The sequence below is a fragment of the Vibrio sp. TRT 21S02 genome (assembly GCF_050113675.1).
Classification (GTDB): domain Bacteria; phylum Pseudomonadota; class Gammaproteobacteria; order Enterobacterales; family Vibrionaceae; genus Vibrio.
In genome coordinates, this window is the sequence record NZ_JBNJOI010000004.1 from 74,135 (window position 1) to 94,133 (window position 19,999).

The following is a 19,999-nucleotide window of genomic DNA, read 5'->3' on the forward strand; positions in this document are numbered from 1 at the left end:
ACTTCACTTAAGCTGAAGTACTGTCACAGACAAGCCGAGCAACAGCTCGGCTTTATTTGCAAGAATATCACAAATTTATCTGAATTATCATTGATCTAGTAATGCTTCAAACTCATCAATTTTTGCTTTAACGGTATCAATACTTTGCTGCCAAAACTCACTGCCGGAAAGATCCATTCCTAGGTGTTTTTTCACCACATCTTCAGCCATCATTGAGCCAGTATCACGCAATAAATCCACATAATCCGCGTAAAAACGTTCTGCTTTCTCTGCTCTTTGGCTATAAACGCCAATGCTAAATAGATACCCAAAGAGATAGGGATAGTTGTAAAAGCTCACTTCGGAAATACTGAAATGTAACTTACTCGCCCAGAAATAAGGGTCGGGCTGAGACATAGATTCGCCATACCACGCTTTCCACGTGTTGCTCATCAATTGACATAGTTGTGAGGCATCCAAATCCCCCTGCTCTCTTTGTTCATAAAAAGCCTTTTCAAACTCGAATCGAACCGGGATGTTCACCATCAACGCATAACAAGAAGACAGTTCTTCCCATAGCATCTCCAGTTTTTCCTCTTTACTCTTCGCTTGATTAAGCATGTGATCACGCACAACATTTTCAGCGAAAATAGAAGCAGTTTCTGCCAACGTCATCGGATAGCGTGTTTGGCATATTGGCATATCACGCATCACCCAGTTGTGGAACGCATGACCGAGTTCGTGTGCTAAAGTGAGCAAGTCGGAACGGCTACCACCCCATGTCATAAAGACTAATGGAGAACGAGTCGCGGCAAACTTGGTGCAATAGGCTCCCAAGCGTCGATTTGGTGTTGGAGCAGCATCAATCCAACCTTTTTCAATCATCACATCAACAAAATCCGCCATGTCTTGGCTTACTTCTGCAAAAGCGGCTTTGATAAGCGCAATTGCTTCATCAAAATCGTACACCTTCGCTTCTTTGCCTGCAGACGGCATACCCGCTAAGTGATTCCACGGTTTCATTTCATCTAGCCCGTGCACTTTTGCCATGAGTTGACCCGCTTTCTGCCCAACATGACGATTTTCTTTGGTCGTACGAATCATCGCATCAAGAGTCGTCGCTTCTATCCGGCTTTCGTGCAAACTTGGGTCTAAGAAGTGAACTTTTTTCTTTGAAGAACGTTTTTGGTATTCCGTTAAACGCCAACCCGCAAGAGCGTTCAGCACTGAAGCAAATGTCTGTTCATGTGTTGCCATGGCTTTTTGAATACCACGCCATGTTGGCTCTTGTTGAGAAAATTCAGTCCCATAAAGCACGCTCGCCGCTTGTGAAAAACCAACGCTCTCAACAGTGCCATCTTGCTGTTCTACGTTGACTTGCAATACACCAGTTAAGTTATCATACATCCGTCCCCACGCATCGCGCCCATCGACCTGCATTGCTGATAACAATTGTTCTTCAGCAACGGTCAGTTGTGTTTCCGCTTGTTGACGTAAACATTCGATCTGAAAAGCTTGTCCCGAAACATCACCACTATCATGGTTAAGTATTTCTTCGATCACATCATCTTCTGCATGTGATAGCACGTCTTCAAACGGTGTGAATGATTGATTCAGTTCCGAAGAGAGTTTTGCAACGCGTCCAATCAATGCTTTTGCATCTTGTGCTGTTGCATCAACGGAGGCATGACAGTTCGCAAATGTATTAATGGTTGAAAGCAACTTGCCAGCAGCTTCTCTGGTGAGGATCGCATTTTGAATAACACCAACAGCACGCCTATTGCTGACTTGTTGGTTGAGTAATTGAATGCACTGTTTGATCAACGCTATGTCTTGTTCGATTTTTTCATCACACAGATCGTTGTAAGCAACAGTTAAATTCCAACTTGGCGCAGTCATGATTCGTCCTTATTCGATTGGCCTACCAACGGTAATCACCCGCTGATATGGCTTGTCACATTGAATGACTTGAAAATGGGTAAGAGACTGATACCCAATTTGTAATGAAGAATACAGCTGAGGATTCTTCCAGTCGAGCTGTAAGATTGAAGCTAGAATCATTCGGATAGTACCACCATGGCACACCACCAATGTATCTTCCTCGAAAGTACCCACTCTTTCCATCCAAGCGGTACTCACTCTGGTATAAAAATGTTGTAATGATTCGGCGTTTGGTAAGGTATTCTCAGCTGGATTTTGCCAAAAGTCCTCCAGCTGCGACCACTCAGATTGCAGTTCATCAAACGGTTTGCCATCAAAAGCACCAAAATCCATCTCCTGAAAACAAGGGACAATTTCGAGCTCTGCATTAACAGCTTTACTATATAAAGTTGCTAATTCTGCACACCGGCTTAAAGGAGACGAGATCACTTTACTCACACGGATCTCATGCTCAAGCAAATCACACAATTTACGCTGCGTCTCGAAAACGACGGGAACATCACTTCGGCCATTTAACGCTGGTGGACTATCGACCTTGGCATGGCGTAGCAAATAGATGTTAACAATATCGCTCATAGCGATCCTTTTAATGCCAAGGGCAATCCGGCTGCAACGAAGGTGACATCATCAGCGATTTTTGCAATGGCTTGGTTCATCCAACCTGCATTATCGACAAATAAACGCGTTTCTTCTCCCATGGGGATCACACCGAGCCCAACTTCATTAGACACCAACACCACATCTGCATGACATGCATTCAAAGCATTGGTTAACGCTTTCACTGCTTGTTCAATATCTTGCTCATCTTGGCGATGGTAAATCACGTTATTGAGCCACAACGTTAAACAATCAACCAAAACTAGGTCATGTTCAGTAAATTGGGTAAGTAAAGGCGGTAGTGCAAGCGGACATTCATGTTCTTGCCATTGATCATCTCGAGAGAATTGATGATGAGCAATACGACGGCGCATTTCATCGTCCATCGGCTGCGCGGTTGCAACATAGTGCCGGGCTTTCGAGTTTTGAGTTGCGCTTTTCACCACCAAGGATTCAGCAAAACTGGATTTACCTGAGCGTGCACCTCCCAACACTAGACGGATAGACATCTTACTACCTCGCTACTAACGCCAATATCACGACATAACATAACAACTCCATGATTTGTTGAGCCGCGCCCAGACAATCACCCGTAAATCCACCAATGCGACGCAGTAGCCATACTTTAAGTAAGTAACGGAACACGACACCAGTCAATAACAAGGCGAATGCAATAGAAAGTGGCAGTAATAAACTAACGAGTACACCTGTTATAACCAAGACCGTCAGCTCAAGAGAGCTTTGTCGGCTTGCGAGTGGTTTGCTTTTACTGTTTTCACTGTCACTCACGTATGGCATATCAAAAATTAAAGTCGCTGCAACAGCTCTGCTTAAGGTGTAAGCCGCTATCCAGATAACAAATAAGTCTGTCATTTTGGCAAGCTCACTCAGCAAGATGAACTTGGTCAACAGCGCCATCACCAGCGCTGCAGCACCATAAGTACCAATACGACTGTCTTTCATAATGGTCAAACGGCGTTCTAGCGTCATCCCACCACCAATGCCGTCTGCCATATCTGTCAGTCCATCTTCATGAAAGGCACCGGTTAGTAGCAAGCTGATGATCATTGTTAGAACAATGGCCGCATTTTCAGGTAATATCAATGCCAGCCCGGCATAGCATAGCGCACATATCAAACCAAGTATGACACCAACCAACGCGAAGTATCGTCCTGCTTGGTTCATTCGTTCTTCGCTGTAAGGGGTACGCTTAGGGATCGGTAAACGTGAGAAAAACCCCAGAGCAAGGAAGAAAAGATCCAACTGATAACGCACTTTGCTTTGCATTAAACCGTAACTCCAGCATCATCGAAGCTTGCCATGGTCGAGTAAAACTCCGCTGCTGCCTGAACTAATGGCAATGCTAAAACGGCCCCTGTACCTTCCCCTAACCTCAATCCAAGCTTAAGCAAAGGCTCCGCTTTCATTTCTTTGAGCATGAGTTGATGCCCAGATTCATCCGACTGATGGGCAAATATCATGAACTCACGACATGTTGGTTCAATAAAACAGGCAGCATACGCGGCAGCTGTCACGATGAAACCATCGACAATAACCGGTATTTTCTTCTCGTAGGCCGCTAAGAATGCGCCCACCATTTGAACAATTTCATAACCACCCACCTGTTCAAGGACGTCTAATACATCTGCATCTTCACACCTCGCAACACCTTGACTCACCAAGACCCGTTTTTTTGCTAACTGCTCTTGATTAATGCCGGTACCACGACCTACGCATTTGTCCACATTATTACGTGAAAGCGCTGCCAAAATGGCTGCTGCGCTGCTGGTATTTCCGATCCCCATTTCACCAAACATGACAATATTGCAGCCATCTGCCGTGACTTTTTCTACGATTTCTCGCCCGTATGAAAGCCCTAACGTCAATTGTTCTCGGCTCATCGCCGCTTCTTTTGCAAAGTTGTTCGTGCGAGCTCCCAAACGTTGAACCACAAAATTAGGGTTATCGCTTTCCACTGGAATCAGGATGCCACAGTCCACTATTTTCAAATCAACCTTGTTGCTACGACAAAAACAGTTGATGGCAGCCCCTCCTGCCAAGAAGTTTTGCACCATTTGCTGAGTAACCGCACTTGGCGCGATACTCACTCCCTCGTCGGCGATACCATGATCACCAGCGAAAACAATAGCGGTTGGCTTTTGGATGTTAATTTTAGTGACAACGTCACTAAGCACATTACTTTGAATTAGAGCTAACTGATGAGCCAGCTCTTCCAACTGACCTAATGCGCCTAGTGGTTTGGTTTTTTGATTAATGCGAGCCCAAATGGCTTCAGAATATATTTGATTTAACATGATGTAAGTTACTTAGGACGAGCGACAGAAAATGTGTTACTTAGCGAGGCATATTCACCGCCACCAAGACGTGACAATGGATTCACTTTTAAAGCGTCGATTTTTAATCGTTCAGATTCATTATCAATCACCGATGGATCAATATATACCTGCTCGATTTGAGCGAACACTAGACTTTGCGGTGTTTCACCAATTTCTTTGACTTCATATAGCTTGCAGCCAAATGCGATCGGCGCTTCCTTTAAGCGAGGCAGTTCAAAGCCGTCAAAGTCGACTAAATCCAAATTGTTTAACTCAACCTCAGAGACGCCATGCTCAAGCGTTGCCGATGTATTCGTGACCACATCTGCAGAATCAACCGTAGCAATATGAACAACTAAACGACCTGTTTCCAGCACATTTCTGGTGGTGTCTTTTACCTCTCCCGTCGGCTTCTTGCCTACCGAAAACATCAGTAACGGTGGGGTACTGGCGATGGGTGTGAAGTATGAAAACGGAGCCAAGTTATAATTGGAACCCGCGGATTCCGTCATAACCCACGCGATTGGGCGAGGAATCACTGTTTGAGTCATTAAATGATAAATTTGAGTTGGGGCTAAAGTACTCAAGTCAATTTTCATATTGCATCCCTTTTTGCAACGAGGTCGTCCATTTGTGGCAGTCTATCTTGAAATCAATGATTTAACTAGATAGTACACTTCCGCATTCTCAAAAAGGGTCAATGGCCTGCGGGCTATTGTGTATTTTGACAATATTTCTATCTGAAACTAATCTTATTTATGGGTTAACTCTGGCATAGAGAATGCATTATTCAGGTTGTTACTCATCTATCGTTTGAGAAAAGCAAGGAGACCGTTATGTTTGCCAATCAAAAAACGAGAAAATCGAAAAATCCTGGTCAAAATAAAAAGAACTCGAAAAAAATTCCCCTATCCTTAACTTAAACCCAAAGCGCAAATCGGCCTCTCATGAGGCCATTGTTGTTTCATGGCATTTTGACTTACCTTACATTTTATCTCTCAGATTTACCGCAATAGCAGACATTGACTTCAATCAAGCGTATGTTGAGTCCATGTTGCTTATGTGGATTTAAAAGTGGGAGGCAATATGTCAATTCATGACGACAATGCGACCGTCATCGTTGCAGGTGGCTCAGGTCTAGTAGGAAATGAACTCATGAAGATATTGCTTGATGACGATCCCATTGGTCATATCTATGCACTTGTCCGCAAGCCATTGCCGTACTTCCATCCAAAACTTGAACAAATCCAGCACTCTGATTTGCAAATTGTCGACTGGTCAGAAGAGAAAAAGGTACCCAAATTTGGCTTCATTTGCTTGGGGACAACCATAAAGCAAGCAGGTTCGAAGGCCGAGTTGGAACGCATCGATTACGAACTGGTTTGTAGTGTCGCGCAGGAAATGAAAGTGCTCGGCGTTAGTCACCTTGCTGTGGTATCAAGCTATGGAGCTTCTCTTCGCTCATTTTCACACTATCTTCGTACTAAAGGAAAAATGGAAGAAGCGCTGCGACAAATGGAGTTTGAACACTTAGTGTTTGTTCGCCCGGGCCCATTAAAAGGGCTTAGAGATGAACCTCGTACTGATGAAGCCATTGTTCAAGGTATATTAAAAGTGTTTTCTCCAGTGATGATTGGTCCTCTTGCCAAGCTCATTCCGATATCAGCTACCGATGTTGCTCGCTCAATGTTATTTAGCCTATTTCGTCACAGCTCACGTAAAGTAGAAACGTTAAACAGCGTTGACATGAAAAACATGCTTAATTTATACCAATAATCAGAACATTAATTTATCAAAAAGCACAATTAACCATCTAAATAACTAAACGCTCTTATTCATTCCATTCTTTTATTTTCCCCTACTCTTAGTTGGGGTTATCTTGCGCACATTACCTCTTCCATATGCATTAAGTACATTAATGCAATATCACAAAATTATAAGGAAAATGATATGTCAGTTGCAGTTATCGCTTCCTTAGCTGGGTTTGTTGGCATCCTCTTTATTCTGTTTTGGCAACAAAATAAAGGCCACACACTTTCCCGCTTGGTTCTCACTGGTTTAATCTTCGGCAGTGCTTTTGGTCTCGTTTTACAGTTCATTTTTGGTGAAGGCAGCCCTGTAATTAAAGAAACTCTTGAGTGGGTTAATATTGCTGGTCGCGGTTACGTTGGCCTACTGAAAATGGTCATCATGCCACTTGTTTTGGTATCGATGATTGCTGCGGTCGTTAAACTAGAAAAAGGAGGCTCTCTCGGTAAAATTTCTGGCCTGACGATTTCTGTTCTCTTAGTGACTACCGCAATTTCTGCCCTTGTCGGTATTACTGTGAGTCAAGCATTTGGTTTAAGCGCTGAAGGCTTAACAGAGGGGGCTCGTGAAACTGCTCGTATCGCAGTTTTAGAGAGTCGTGCAAGCCATGTTAGCGATTTGAGTATTCCTCAAATGTTAATTAGCTTCATTCCAACTAACCCGTTTGCCGATCTAACTGGTGCACGTTCAACGTCTATCATTGCAGTGGTTATTTTTGGTGTGCTCACTGGCATTGCGGCACGTAAAGTCATGATCGAAAAAGAAGAGCTCGAAGCACCAATTCGTACGTTTGTTGAAGCGATTCAATCGATTGTGATGCGCCTTGTAAAAATGATCATGGCTCTCACTCCATACGGCATCGCGGCATTGATGGCGAAAGTGGTCGCGACATCAAGTGCGAGTGACATCCTTAACCTGCTTGGTTTTATTGTCGCTTCATATGTCGCTATTATCATCATGTTTGTAATTCATGGGGTATTGGTGTCATTTGTTGGCGTCAATCCAAAAGAGTACTTCCAAAAAATCTGGCCTGTGTTGACTTTCGCATTCACTTCTCGTAGTTCAGCAGCGACTATCCCTTTGAATGTTGAAGCGCAGATAACAAAGTTAAATGTGCCACCAGCGATCGCCAACTTGTCTGCTTCATTTGGTGCGACAATTGGTCAAAATGGTTGTGCTGGTATTTACCCTGCGATGCTTGCAGTCATGGTAGCTCCAACTGTAGGCATTAACCCAATGGACATTAACTTCATTTTGTCTTTGGTTGCGATTATTACCATCAGTTCGTTTGGTATTGCTGGTGTCGGTGGCGGCGCAACGTTTGCGGCTCTGATCGTACTACCTGCAATGGGATTACCCGTCACCATTGTTGCGCTGCTTATCTCTATCGAACCACTGATCGATATGGCTCGCACTGCATTGAATGTATCTGGTGCAATGACAGCAGGTACGGTAGCCAGCCGTCTGCTCAAGCAGAAAACAACCGATCCAGCACTAGAGGCAAAGCAGGCTTAAACGCCCTCTTTTCAAATGGCCGACATAAGTCGGCCATTTTTTTAATCATTCAACGACATATCAGCGCTTGTTCATTGCTATGTCGATGTTGCAATGGTCTAATACCTAGGTAAATTTTTGATACTCGGTAACCAAACAATGCAGCAAGATCGCCAGCCTACCTTCTTCTTTTTTGACTATGAGACATGGGGAACCAGCCCAGCGAAAGATCGTCCAAGTCAGTTTGCAGGCGTACGCACCGATATGGATTTTAATATCATTGGTGAACCCTTGGTTATTTATTGCCAGCTTCCTTCTGATTACCTCCCATCCCCTGAAGCGGCACTAATTACCGGTATCACACCTCAAACCGCGATGCAAAACGGGCTGCCAGAGCCTGAGTTTATTGCCAAGATCCACGCTGAACTTGCCACACCTAATACCATTAACCTCGGTTACAACAGTATTCGCTTTGATGATGAAGTAACACGTTATACCTGCTACCGCAATTTTCTTGATCCGTATGCATGGAGCTGGCAAAACGGAAACTCGCGTTGGGACTTATTAGACGTAATGCGCGCGTGTCATGCACTTCGTCCGGAAGGCGTCGAATGGCCTGAAAATGATGAAGGTTATACCAGTTTTAAGTTGGAACACTTATCTGTTGCCAATGGTATCGAACACGAGAATGCGCACGATGCCATGGCTGATGTCATCGCGACCATAGAAATGGCGAAGAAGCTGAAAGCAGCCCAGCCAAAGCTATTCGATTACTTCCTCAACATGCGCCATAAACGCAAGCTGAATGAGTTAGTGGATATCGTACACATGACACCACTGATGCATGTCTCCGGGATGCTTGGTCGTGAATGCAATTACACCAGTTGGGTGGTTCCCGTTGCTTGGCACCCAACTAACCAAAATGCCGTCATTGTGGTCGATTTGGCAAAAGATCCAACACCATTACTTGAGCTTGACTCTGAGCAGCTGCAACAACGCCTATACACGAAACATGTTGATTTAGCCGCAAATGAGCTACCCGTCCCCATTAAGCTCGTGCACCTGAATAAATGCCCAATCCTTGCACCTGCAAAAACACTTACTGCTGAAAATGCAGAAATCATTGGGATTGATCGTGAGAAGTGTCTGCAGAACCTCGCCTTACTTCGCCAGCACCCAGAGATCAGAGAAAAGCTGATCGGTTTGTATAACATCGAACGCGAATATGAAAAGAGTAACGACGTAGACACAATGCTCTACGATGGCTTTTTCTCTCCAGCCGATAAAGCCGCCATGGATATTATTCGCGAAACGGAAGTAAACAACCTAGCGGCATTAGACATCTCGTTTAATGATAAGCGTATTGAACCTCTATTATTCCGCTACCGCGCTCGACATTATCCATGGACGCTCAGTGAATCAGAACAACAGCGCTGGGCATCTCATAGCCGAGATTATTTCGAAAGTCGTATTGAAGATTACATGTTGAATCTGGAAAACTTAGTTCACGAATATGAAAGTGATCAAAAGAAGATCGCTATTTTAAAATCCGTTTATCAATACGTTGAGAAGCTTATTTCGTAATGTTCTGATACTTACTCTCAATCGTTTATACCTTGTTCAACAGAAGATATGGCTAAAACAATTTTACAGTATGCAGTGTCAATGGGTCTTATCCTACTCTGCTTACTGGCTGGAATTAACATTCAGCACTTACTCGATATTTCGATTCCCGGCAGTATTATTGGCATGCTGATCCTATTTGGGCTCATGGCTAGTGGTTTGGTTTCTGTTGACTGGGTCCGCCCTTCTGCCACCCTGTTCATCCGTTACATGATTTTGCTGTTTGTTCCTATCAGTGTTGGATTAATGGAACACTTTGACATGCTTATCGCCAATGCTTTGCCGATTTTAGCCAGTGCTGTCGGCGGCACCTTAATTGTTCTTGTTGTTTTAGGGTTGATGCTCGATAGATTACTGAAGAAGGGGAACAAATAATGTGGTTACCAGTCACGATCATTGTGTTCTTTTTTGCACGTTGGGTAAGTAGGAAATGTAACTCTCCGCTAATGAATCCATTGCTCATAAGTATTGCAATACTTATCCCCGTCTTGATGTACCTAAAAGTACCGTTTGAAAGCTACTACGCGGATAATGAGTGGATTAGCTTTCTACTCCAACCTGCTGTTGTTGCATTGGCTTACCCGCTGTACGAACAACTCCCACAGATTAAGTCTAATTGGCGAATCATCATGTTAGCGTGTGGCGTTGGCAGCATCATGTCAATGTTAACAGCCAGTATGATTGCCGTTTATATGCAGGCAGATATGTCACTGATCGCCAGCTTACTCGGAAAATCTGTCACGACTCCAATCGCGATGGAAGTCTCCAGCCACCTTGGCGGAGAGCCTGCCATAGCAGCCATTTTAGTGTTAATTGTCGGCCTGTTCGGAGCTATTCTTGCCTACCCAATATACAACATGCTAGGGATTACCCACCCTATCGCGAAAGGTTTAACCATGGGCACGGTTTCACACGCTCTTGGCACTGCAACATGTGCCGAAAAAGATGGCCAAGATGCTGCTTTTAGCTCACTCGCATTAGTTGTGTGTGGCGTCATCACTTCAATTCTGGCACCGACGTTCTTCACACTAGCACTGTGGATGGCAAGCTAAGTCATTCACCACCAAAATGGCTTAGCTCGTTTTTAGGTTCGATGCATATCACGATTGAATGGCATGTAATCGATAACATGTGTGACATCACTCTAACTATGAAATCATATATATCGTTACAGCAATTAATGTGACAAAAATCTCAGCAATGTTCTCTTGATGTCATAGAATGAGATCCAATGTAATCACAAGGACTCACTATGAATAGCCGCATCGAACAGGCATTAGCGGAAACACCAAAAGCGATTGCCAACTACCTTGGCCCGATTGTTTTAGCCGACGACTTTGACGCGACTTTGTCTACCGAACAGTTTTCTAAGTTACGTGAGCTTACTGGTTTAGACGACGCTGAAATGCGTGTTGCTCTTCTCCCCTTTGCTGCCGCCTACTCCTATGCGCCAATTTCTAATTTCTATGTTGGTGCAATCGTGCGTGGCCTCTCTGGTCGCCTTTATTTTGGTGCAAATGTTGAAATATCTGGCGCACAATTAGGCCAGACCGTTCATGCTGAACAATCTGCCATCAGCCATGCATGGATGAAAGGTGAAACTGGTATTTCAGACATCACCATCAACTTCAGCCCATGTGGTCATTGCCGTCAGTTTATGAACGAATTGACCACGGCAAAAGAGCTAGTCGTTCAATTACCACAGCGTGATGAAATGACATTACAAGAGTATTTACCTGAATCATTTGGTCCAGCCGACCTTGGTATTGAGTCGGGACTTATGTCTTCCGTTAATCATGGCAAAGAATCGGAAGAACAAGATGAGTTAGTGTCATTCGCCCTCGCGTCATTAAATAAGAGCCATGCTCCGTATACACATAACTTGAGTGGCGTCGCACTGAAATCACGTTACGGGAAAGTGTATTCCGGTGCTTACGCTGAGAATGCCGCCTTTAACCCAAGCTTACCTCCACTACAAGTCGCGATGATCCAATTGTTACTGGATGGCAAGCAGCTAACTGATATTGAATCAGCAGCGTTAGCAGAAATGGCAGACGGTAGCATCAGTCACCTAGCAGATACGCAAGCTACGCTGGAAGCGATTAATCCAGACATTCCCGTAAGCTATCTCGCTATATAAGTAAGAAGAAAGGCGCTGAATACAGCGCCTTTCTTTTATTTGAAGTGTTTCTATCACGCACGGATTAATCGTCGTAAAACGGCGTCGCATCCACTTCAAGATAGCTTGGAGAAATCGCACTCTCAATCTTCAGTTTTGAGTGTTTTAAGTCCACATACGCCACTTCGCAAAAACGCTGGTATTTTCGAGTGTAAAAACACTTTACTTCAGGCTTGAGCGGCTCAGACTCATTCGACGTCCATACAATACCCACTCGTCCATCGCTTAACTCAACGATAGAGCCAACCGGGTACATGCCTATGCAGTTTATAAATTTATACACAAGCTCTCGATCCAGATGGAAAGGCGTTAGGCTTAACAGGATTTTAAATGCAGCAGCAGAGCTCATTCCCAGTTTATAGCAACGATCAGCAGTCAACGCGTCATAGATATCAACAATACAGCTCATTCTGCCGTGCTGAGGGATTTGCTCCTCTTTTAAACCATTCGGATAGCCAGTCCCATCGAGTTTCTCGTGATGCATTAAACACACATCTCGACTCACATCGCTTAAACCTTGAATAGGAGAAATGAGATCTTTGGCAAACACTTGATGAAGTTTCATGTGCTCAAATTCATCTGGCGTGAGTTTTGCGGGCTTGTGTAGCACCTCGTCTTTCACTTTCACCTTGCCGACATCATGAATGATGCCCCCAATTGCCATTTGCTTCAGAGTTTCTTTGGGCATATCAAGGTGCTTACCGAAGGTCACCAATAAACATGCAACATTCACTGAGTGTTCGAGTAGGTAACTGTCTTTTTGTCTTAATGCAGAAACGCATTGCAGCGCATCTGAATCAACCAGCGCCGCTTCAATTAAATCGTCCGCCCAATCTTCTATTTCTGCAACTTCGACAATCTTGCCTTCAAAGGTATGATTCAGAAGTTTCTGAGCAAGATCCTTTGCTTCTTTAATTATTTTCTTGGCTTTTTTTTGCTGGCCAAAGCGGCTTCGTTTTACCCTTTTTGTCGGCGTATCTTCTGGTAAAGCGACTTCCGCTTCTGGTTCAACATCATTGATTGGCTTAAATGTTAAGCCTTTCGCAGACAATTGCTGATCAACCCACGCATATTTGATTCCGTTTTTCTTCAGTTGCTGGATTGCTTTGTCTGACGACACCCTACCAGCGTTGGCCAAGTTGACACGTTTACTATCTTCTAATGCAGTCACAAACATACCGACATTCAGGTCGGCAATTGCGATTTTTATTGATTGTTCTGGATCGTATTGCATGAATATAGCCGATTAATACTAAGGTTTAGTAAAGTGTAACAAATAATATCACTCTACTATTAATAGATTTACTAATTTAATCTGCTGCTTGATGCATAAGTCAACAATATCATCATTTGGTACCGCCACAATGTACAACAATTCACAAAAGTATCATTAAGTAATAACTAAATTAATTCATTTGTGATACAACAGTGGGTATTCGTGCACATTTTCAATAACCACAAAATATGCACGCCATTTAGGGTACGGTAAGAAAATGAAACACTTAACCTAATCTTAAATGCTTCAACAATACCTCTTGATCAAGTTCTCCATGCCAGTTTTCGTAATCTAACCCTTGTTCCAGTATATATTCTGTCACTAGGTTTCTAATCGCTTCTATTAGTGCGTCAGCATTCCATGGTTTTTCGAAATAGTGATTAATACCAGCACGGTTAATTGCATTAATCGTATCAGTGTGCGTCGCCTGCCCTGTGAGTAATATTTTCCTCGTTGCAGGAAAACGCACGTCTTGGCTAATTTCCGTCAGCAGTTCGACTCCAGTTTTACCCGGCATGACATGATCAGAAACAACCACTGCGATGTGCTCACCTTCTGCATCGAGATCATCCATAAGTTCCAGCACTTCATCAGCTGATTCACAATCTTCGATATTTAACCAACTAAGCAACGGCTCTAGATCTTGCAGCACTGCACTGAGCACTTCACGCTGGTCGTCGACACAAATTACATTAAGCTTCTCCATATCGTTCCTCTATTGGTAACTTAATTCTGAAAATAGTGTGTGTATCATCGCTCTTCACCACAATGCTTCCACCATACCCTGATACAATCCGCCTCACGATCGATAGACCCAAACCCAAGCCAAACGATAACCCTCCTTTTTTGGTTGTAAAGTTGGGCTGGAAGATCTTTCTTCGAGTGGCTTCGTCGATTTCGGGCCCATTATTTGCAATGGTAATCAACAATCTTGATTTGCTGACCCGAGTTCGAATATCTATTTCAGGATTGGGGGTTTCACACATCGCATCACACGCGTTTTTAATAATGTTGACCCATATTTGGACTAACTCAGTTTGGGAGCCAACAAATGCAGGAAGCTCTGCAGGACGAAAACGAACAGCGACTCGCCTGAGATCACTTTGAAGCAAAGCTAACGCCTTTTGTAGCGTGTCGTTAATGCTAAGCGATTCATCTTGATTTACGTCCGTTCGCCCCAGTTGTTTCACTGATTTTACGATGCCAACGGTGTGCTTTGATGCTAAACGCAAATCATGTAGATCACGTCCCATCTGCCAGTATCGAATGGTATCTTCCGGCTGATTCAACCAGCGAGAAGAGACCTCTCCTTCGGGCAAGGCTTTCGCTAATGATTTAGCAACAGAACGAGAAAAACCGTATTCCTTTTCTAACATTCGGGCTCTCTTTCTAGCTTCTGATGAAGACATTTTTTGGCCTTGCATCAAGCCCACATCAAAAAATTCACTCGCCTCGGGGTGCACTTCTTCAAGCAGTTGCATTATGACGCTTTCCAGTCGCTCAGCTTTACTGTTGACCACCCCTATGGCGTTATTCAATTCATGAGCAATTCCCGCTGCGAGCTGCCCCAATGTCGTCATCTGTTCAGCAATACTAAGTTTCTGAAGTGCTCGCTCTTTTGCTAAAGCTTCTTGAGTAGCGCGGCGCTGGCGACGAGAAAGTTCATTGACGATTACCGGAGTAAATTGTGCTGTTAAAGGACCAAAATTTTTCGGCTTGTAGGCTTGTGTATGTCGGTCAACCCACGCTAGTTCTAAGTCAGTTTTGGCGATCACAGTAGAAGACGCTGTCCATGTTCCGGAGAAAAAGCTATGAACGCCAATAAAAGCACCACTACTTGCTGAGAAGACTTTAGTTGGTGGTTCCGACAGCTCTTTAAAGTATCCTTCTAGTTCACCAGAAATCACATAAAACAACTTATCATTGTAACCGTCTTGCTCAATCAGCGTGGTGCCCGCTTGCACCGTGAGCTGGCGACTAGGATCGCTAAAATAACGCAGTTTTAGTGCTTGGAAATCTTCTGCATTCATCGTTTACCCGATATGTCCAACGGAGTGTAATACCCAAACCAATACGAAACTCAGTAACACACCGACCGCACCCAATACCACACCAACGCTAGCCATCTGATTACTCTGCACATGCCCCGTCGCATGGGCCAGTGCATTTGGTGGTGTACTGATAGGTAATGACATGCCGAGTGAGGCCGCAAAGGTCACCACTAGAATAAGCGTCACTTCGCCACCTAAAGGTGTTAATGACGTCATTGATGCACCTAATGCCGCCATGATCGGCATCAGTAAGTTTGCTGTCGCCGTATGGGACATGAAGTTAGCCATTAACAAACATAGGAAAGCTGCACCAAATAACACCAAGTAAGGAGAGAAATCACCAAATGGAATGCTGTGTACAACCAGTTTCGCTAGGCCTGTTTTGTCTAATGCTAGGCCTAAGGCAATACCACCAGAAACTAACCACAGGACATCCCAAGAGATTTTTTTGAGGTCTTCTTTATTGATGATCCCTGTAATAGAGAACACCGCAACAGGGATCAAAGCTACTGTATATGAATTCATACCGTGCGATGAGCCCATCAGCCACAGTAATATGGTTAAACCAAATGTGATATAGACCACTATCGCCTTTGGTGTTTTGAGAAACTTGCCTTTAATTGACAGCTCAATCCTTTGCTGCTCAGCTTTGTACAAGCTATTGATCAAAAACCACGCTAACGCCATCATCACAACGACAAAAGGCACACCAAATGCCATCCATTCACCAAAAGAGATATACGCATCACCCACTAAATACTTAAGAGCAATCGCATTTGGCGGTGTGCCAATTGGAGTTCCGATCCCCCCAATATTTGCCGCGACAGGAATACATAACGCAAACGCAATACGACCAGGGTCCTTTGGCCCAAACACAGCGATGACTGGAGTCAGAATTGACAACATCATTGCTGTGGTTGCGGTATTCGACATGAACATTGAGAAAATAGCGGTGATCAACATTAAGCCGAGCATGACAAATTTTGGGTCTTGACCAAACGGTTTGAGTAACACACGCGCTAAGTTGACATCTAAACGATACTTTGTGGCCGCCATCGCCAAAAAGAAGCCCCCTAAAAAAAGCATAATAATGGGGCTGGCAAAGGTTGCCATGATTTCGTTGTATTTCAACAGTTCACCAAAATGTGGCTGCCCTTCCTCAAGACGAAAAAGCACGATTCCCTTATTCGAGAGCATTAATAACTCAAGAACGATGATGACAACCGACGTGGCATAGATTGGGATCGGTTCAAACACCCAACATAAAGCTGCCAATAAGAATATGGCGATAACTCGTTGTTGAATAATGGTGATGCCCTCAAATGGAAATGCAGACAATGGCATCAACAGAACAATGAGAGGAATGATGATTGGGACAATATACTTACTAGACAAACGCATGATACGACAACTCTTCCTGAGACAGACATAAGACGATTGAACTGATTCGCAGTTCTGTCACCTACCCGGCATCTTCTCGCTACCTCAAAAGAGGGATATGGCGTTAGATCAATGAATTAGGTTTCACTATCAAATAGGTATAAAAAATGTGCTTTGCCTCTAAGTTTTCATGGCAATAAAAAATACATCCACCAATTGCGCAAACGTTTGCTTTTCAAAAAATTATCAGTATGATCCCGGCAACTCTCTTATTTCCATAACTTTTTTTGAGGTCTCCCATGTTTGGTTCTGCTACCCGTGAAAGTGCTACTCGCGTTTTGTTACTTGGCTCAGGTGAGCTGGGTAAAGAAGTAGCCATTGAATGTCAGCGTCTTGGCTTAGAAGTGATCGCATGTGACCGCTACGCTGATGCACCTGCAATGCAAGTCGCGCACCGCAGCCACGTGTTGGATATGCTCGACGGCGATGCACTGCAACGTATTATTGAGTTGGAAAAGCCCGATTATGTCGTTCCTGAAATTGAAGCGATCGCCACAGACAAGCTGGTAGAGCTAGAAAAAACTGGCCTAAACGTTGTCCCAACAGCAAAAGCCACTAAGCTGACAATGAACCGTGAAGGTATCCGCCGTTTAGCTGCCGAAGAACTCGAATTGACTACCTCTCCTTATCAATTTGCAGATAGCTATGAAGAATTTGTCGCCGCTGTTGCAGCCGTTGGTACACCATGTGTTTGTAAGCCCGTGATGAGCTCTTCTGGCAAAGGGCAAAGCGTTATTAAAACCCCAGAAGATATTGAAAAAGCATGGGAATACGCACAAGAAGGCGGCCGAACGGGTGCGGGTCGTGTGATCGTCGAAGGTTTTATCGACTTTGATTACGAAATTACGCTGCTCACTGTCCGTGCCGTTGATGGCGTTCATTTCTGTGCACCTATCGGCCATCGTCAAGAAGATGGGGATTATCGTGAATCTTGGCAGCCTCAAGCGATGTCTGATGTTGCATTGAAAGCCGCGGAATACACGGCAGAGAAAATCGTAAACGCATTAGGTGGCTACGGTATTTTTGGTGTAGAGCTGTTTGTCAAAGGCGATACCGTCATTTTTAATGAAGTATCACCTCGCCCACATGACACAGGCTTAGTCACTTTGATGTCACAAGACATGTCTGAATTCGCCCTTCACGTTCGCGCTTTCACGGGTATGCCGATTGCGGGTATCACTCAATTTGGCCCAGCGGCTTCCGCGGTGATCCTTGGTCAGGGTACCTCTTCCAACATTCGTTTCGAAGGCCTTGAGCAAGCTCTAACCTCACCAAACACTCAGCTCCGTTTATTTGGCAAACCAGATATTGATGGACGTCGACGCTTAGGGGTTGCAATCACTCGTAGAGATAGCATGGAGCAGGCTATTGAAGACGCTATTGATAGCGCAGGGAAAGTGAAAGTCCTCTACTAAAATCGCGACTAAATGAAAAACGCTTGCCAATGGCAAGCGTTTTATCTTTATTAAGCACTTTCGATTAAAAAGACTTCTTCCGCAAATCGGCTCAACCCTTTTTTAGCAATTTTAGGATGTGTTTCATCCGCATCATCACGAAACAGCTGTGTAATTTTATAACCACTAAACAAATTCTCTACCTCAGTTTTCGTGACTGAAAACGGAGGTCCCGCCATCTCCTCTTGCGGATAATCTAATGTTATCAGCAAAATCCGTCCACCTGGTTTAAGTAGCCTTTTCAGTCGCTCGACATACTCAAGGTGAATTTCTAGCGGTAAAGCAATTAAAGCAGCTCTATCATAGATGATATCAACCGGCTGCACTGGTGCAGTAAAATAATCACCGGTATAGATCGACAATTCATCAAACTGATACAGCTCATGTTGGTTCGCTACAGGTGTAACCGTCGGGGTATAAAAATGCTCGGCAAAAAACGCGCGCACTGCGATTTGGCTTAACTCTACACCTTGAACCTCATTATGCTTTGTCGCGAGCCACACGAGATCTTCTGATTTACCACATAAAGGAACAAAGACGGCGTCTTCTCGCTGTGGCTTAGTATGATGCCAATAGTTGATGAGCAGCGGATTCACATCGTCGAGGTGAAATCCAATTTGGTTGGCGGCCCACTTGTTATGCCAAAATTCGGGGTCTCTCATCGTTTTATTCTCGTATTTTTTGAATGACTTTACCCGGTCTAGCCTAAACCAATTCAACGCCGAGATGAAGCTGTCAAAATAATTCATCTTGGGTTCAGAATCGTTATTTATACTCTGTTACGACTTTACGATGAACCTTAAAAAAGAAAACCACTCTAATCCTATGTATTTGAGACGCGGTTCATAGTTTACGAATTGTTCTATTTTGAGGGATTGGAAGTCCATTTTTCAACCCCATAAAGAAAACAGAGACTCAGATTTGTTGGCAACGATTTCCTTTAAGTTTCCTTTTTTAAGCCACTACAAATCTAAGGAGAGTGAATGAGCTTATTCTTGCGTACTACGGCATTAATGCTTTTAGTATTGAGCCGAGCACCTGCATTCGCCGCTATTCCCATGGCGCCAAGTAGTGACGGCAACCGGGCAACCAATCAAAATGAAGTGTGTTCTAAGGCATTTAAACACAACCTCAGCGGCCTTTATGGCATTCAATCGATCAATTCAACGCCTCTACAGCCTTATTCGGACTTTGATGTTCTCTACAGCAAAGCGCATCAGGCTCAGTTTGAGTTAGAAACCATCTGTAAAAGTACGGCTCTATTGACCAACACCGATGCATACTTTGCGGGCGTAAAATCTTCTCATCGCGCTAAAGAAAAAATCGCCTTGGAGTTAGATAATAAACCAGAAAGAATTACTGACTTAGCGCGCGCAACGATTGTTGCTGATGATGTAGCAGGAGTAATGGAAGCGTACGAGGTTCTCAATCGAGAAACGACCATTGTGAAAGTCAAAAACCGTTTTAAGAAGCCTGCCGCATCTGGTTATCGCGATTTAAACGTATTAGTTCAGCTACCAAAAACTCAGCTGGTTGCAGAGGTTCAAATTCATTTGAAGGCCATTGCTGATGTAAAAAGTGGCCCTGAACATGAACTATATGAAAGGATCCAAAAGCTTGAACGCTCAGCTTCACTGCAAGAACGTGCGTTATCTGAGATTGAACTGGCACAGATTAAAAACATGCGCCGAGAGTCACGCGAACTGTATCAAAATGCATGGCAACCCTACATAACAACACATTTATCCGCCGCTTAGAAAACCAAACCATGATAATAAAACCAGCGTAAATCACGCTGGTTTTTTATTGCCCATGATCTT

Annotated in this window: 19 protein-coding genes; 8 read left to right on the forward strand and 11 right to left on the reverse strand. The window is 44.0% G+C overall.

Annotation, left to right across the window (positions count from 1 at the left end):
* Nucleotides 1-87: 87 nt before the first annotated feature.
* The 6 genes from ACQEXU_RS06425 to ACQEXU_RS06450 are packed head-to-tail and all read right to left on the reverse strand — an operon-like array spanning nucleotide 88 to nucleotide 5,452.
* Nucleotides 88-1,878, reverse strand: a complete 1,791-nt coding sequence (locus ACQEXU_RS06425; protein WP_427010131.1) for a M3 family oligoendopeptidase — start codon at nucleotides 1,876-1,878, stop codon at nucleotides 88-90.
* A gap of 9 nt (nucleotides 1,879-1,887) precedes the next feature.
* A complete protein-coding gene (locus tag ACQEXU_RS06430; RefSeq protein WP_427010132.1) occupies nucleotides 1,888-2,496 on the reverse strand; it encodes a histidine phosphatase family protein in 609 nt (202 codons plus the stop codon).
* Nucleotides 2,493-3,026: a bifunctional adenosylcobinamide kinase/adenosylcobinamide-phosphate guanylyltransferase gene (gene cobU / locus ACQEXU_RS06435; RefSeq protein ID WP_427010133.1), complete on the reverse strand. Its 534-nt coding sequence runs from the start codon at nucleotides 3,024-3,026 to the stop codon at nucleotides 2,493-2,495. Before cobU ends, ACQEXU_RS06430 begins: the two co-directional genes overlap by 4 nt.
* Before the next feature lie 4 nt (nucleotides 3,027-3,030).
* Nucleotides 3,031-3,804: an adenosylcobinamide-GDP ribazoletransferase gene (locus ACQEXU_RS06440; RefSeq protein WP_427010134.1), complete on the reverse strand. Its 774-nt coding sequence runs from the start codon at nucleotides 3,802-3,804 to the stop codon at nucleotides 3,031-3,033.
* Nucleotides 3,804-4,832 (reverse strand): nicotinate-nucleotide--dimethylbenzimidazole phosphoribosyltransferase, encoded by a 1,029-nt coding sequence (cobT, locus tag ACQEXU_RS06445; RefSeq protein WP_427010135.1) that lies wholly within the window; start codon nucleotides 4,830-4,832, stop codon nucleotides 3,804-3,806. Before cobT ends, ACQEXU_RS06440 begins: the two co-directional genes overlap by 1 nt.
* Before the next feature lie 8 nt (nucleotides 4,833-4,840).
* Nucleotides 4,841-5,452, reverse strand: a complete 612-nt coding sequence (locus ACQEXU_RS06450) for a flavin reductase family protein (protein ID WP_427010136.1) — start codon at nucleotides 5,450-5,452, stop codon at nucleotides 4,841-4,843.
* 487 nt (nucleotides 5,453-5,939) lie between these two features.
* Between ACQEXU_RS06450 and ACQEXU_RS06455 the strand changes: the two genes are divergently transcribed.
* The 6 genes from ACQEXU_RS06455 to cdd all read left to right on the forward strand — a co-directional run bounded on the left by ACQEXU_RS06455 (nucleotide 5,940) and on the right by cdd (nucleotide 11,919).
* The gene (locus ACQEXU_RS06455) at nucleotides 5,940-6,629 is read left to right on the forward strand and encodes an NAD(P)H-binding protein (protein WP_427010137.1); all 690 of its coding nucleotides are present in this window, start codon (nucleotides 5,940-5,942) and stop codon (nucleotides 6,627-6,629) included.
* A gap of 174 nt (nucleotides 6,630-6,803) precedes the next feature.
* A complete protein-coding gene (locus ACQEXU_RS06460) occupies nucleotides 6,804-8,177 on the forward strand; it encodes an L-cystine transporter (RefSeq protein ID WP_427010138.1) in 1,374 nt (457 codons plus the stop codon).
* Nucleotides 8,178-8,315: 138 nt separating this feature from the next.
* On the forward strand, nucleotides 8,316-9,740 hold the full coding sequence (gene sbcB, locus ACQEXU_RS06465; RefSeq protein WP_427010139.1) for an exodeoxyribonuclease I: 1,425 nt from the start codon (nucleotides 8,316-8,318) through the stop codon (nucleotides 9,738-9,740).
* 48 nt (nucleotides 9,741-9,788) lie between these two features.
* Nucleotides 9,789-10,154, forward strand: coding sequence for a CidA/LrgA family protein (locus ACQEXU_RS06470; protein WP_367988944.1), 366 nt, complete (start codon nucleotides 9,789-9,791; stop codon nucleotides 10,152-10,154).
* Nucleotides 10,154-10,831 carry a CidB/LrgB family autolysis modulator gene (locus tag ACQEXU_RS06475; protein ID WP_367988943.1) on the forward strand — a complete coding sequence of 226 codons (678 nt, stop codon included), beginning with the start codon at nucleotides 10,154-10,156 and terminating at the stop codon, nucleotides 10,829-10,831. Before ACQEXU_RS06470 ends, ACQEXU_RS06475 begins: the two co-directional genes overlap by 1 nt.
* A gap of 200 nt (nucleotides 10,832-11,031) precedes the next feature.
* Nucleotides 11,032-11,919 carry a cytidine deaminase gene (gene cdd / locus ACQEXU_RS06480; protein ID WP_427010140.1) on the forward strand — a complete coding sequence of 296 codons (888 nt, stop codon included), beginning with the start codon at nucleotides 11,032-11,034 and terminating at the stop codon, nucleotides 11,917-11,919.
* Between the two features lie 64 nt (nucleotides 11,920-11,983).
* Here cdd and ACQEXU_RS06485 read toward each other — a convergent pair whose 3' ends face one another.
* The 4 genes from ACQEXU_RS06485 to ACQEXU_RS06500 form a co-directional block, all read right to left on the reverse strand.
* Entirely contained in the window at nucleotides 11,984-13,192 is a 1,209-nt protein-coding gene (locus ACQEXU_RS06485; protein WP_427010141.1) for an HD-GYP domain-containing protein, read from the reverse strand.
* 268 nt (nucleotides 13,193-13,460) lie between these two features.
* Complete coding sequence (locus ACQEXU_RS06490) at nucleotides 13,461-13,940, reverse strand: response regulator (protein ID WP_427010142.1); 480 nt, start codon at nucleotides 13,938-13,940, stop codon at nucleotides 13,461-13,463.
* Nucleotides 13,927-15,264, reverse strand: a complete 1,338-nt coding sequence (locus tag ACQEXU_RS06495) for an ATP-binding protein (protein ID WP_427010143.1) — start codon at nucleotides 15,262-15,264, stop codon at nucleotides 13,927-13,929. Before ACQEXU_RS06495 ends, ACQEXU_RS06490 begins: the two co-directional genes overlap by 14 nt.
* Before the next feature lie 3 nt (nucleotides 15,265-15,267).
* Nucleotides 15,268-16,686, reverse strand: a complete 1,419-nt coding sequence (locus ACQEXU_RS06500; protein ID WP_427010144.1) for an SLC13 family permease — start codon at nucleotides 16,684-16,686, stop codon at nucleotides 15,268-15,270.
* Between the two features lie 278 nt (nucleotides 16,687-16,964).
* On the opposite strand from ACQEXU_RS06500, the gene purT reads away from it, so the two are divergent.
* The gene (purT, locus tag ACQEXU_RS06505; RefSeq protein ID WP_427010145.1) at nucleotides 16,965-18,140 is read left to right on the forward strand and encodes a formate-dependent phosphoribosylglycinamide formyltransferase; all 1,176 of its coding nucleotides are present in this window, start codon (nucleotides 16,965-16,967) and stop codon (nucleotides 18,138-18,140) included.
* Nucleotides 18,141-18,190: 50 nt separating this feature from the next.
* Here purT and ACQEXU_RS06510 read toward each other — a convergent pair whose 3' ends face one another.
* Entirely contained in the window at nucleotides 18,191-18,841 is a 651-nt protein-coding gene (locus tag ACQEXU_RS06510) for a thiopurine S-methyltransferase (protein ID WP_427010146.1), read from the reverse strand.
* Between the two features lie 321 nt (nucleotides 18,842-19,162).
* On the opposite strand from ACQEXU_RS06510, the gene ACQEXU_RS06515 reads away from it, so the two are divergent.
* Nucleotides 19,163-19,936 (forward strand): phosphoribosylglycinamide formyltransferase, encoded by a 774-nt coding sequence (locus tag ACQEXU_RS06515; protein ID WP_427010147.1) that lies wholly within the window; start codon nucleotides 19,163-19,165, stop codon nucleotides 19,934-19,936.
* Nucleotides 19,937-19,999: the final 63 nt, after the last annotated feature.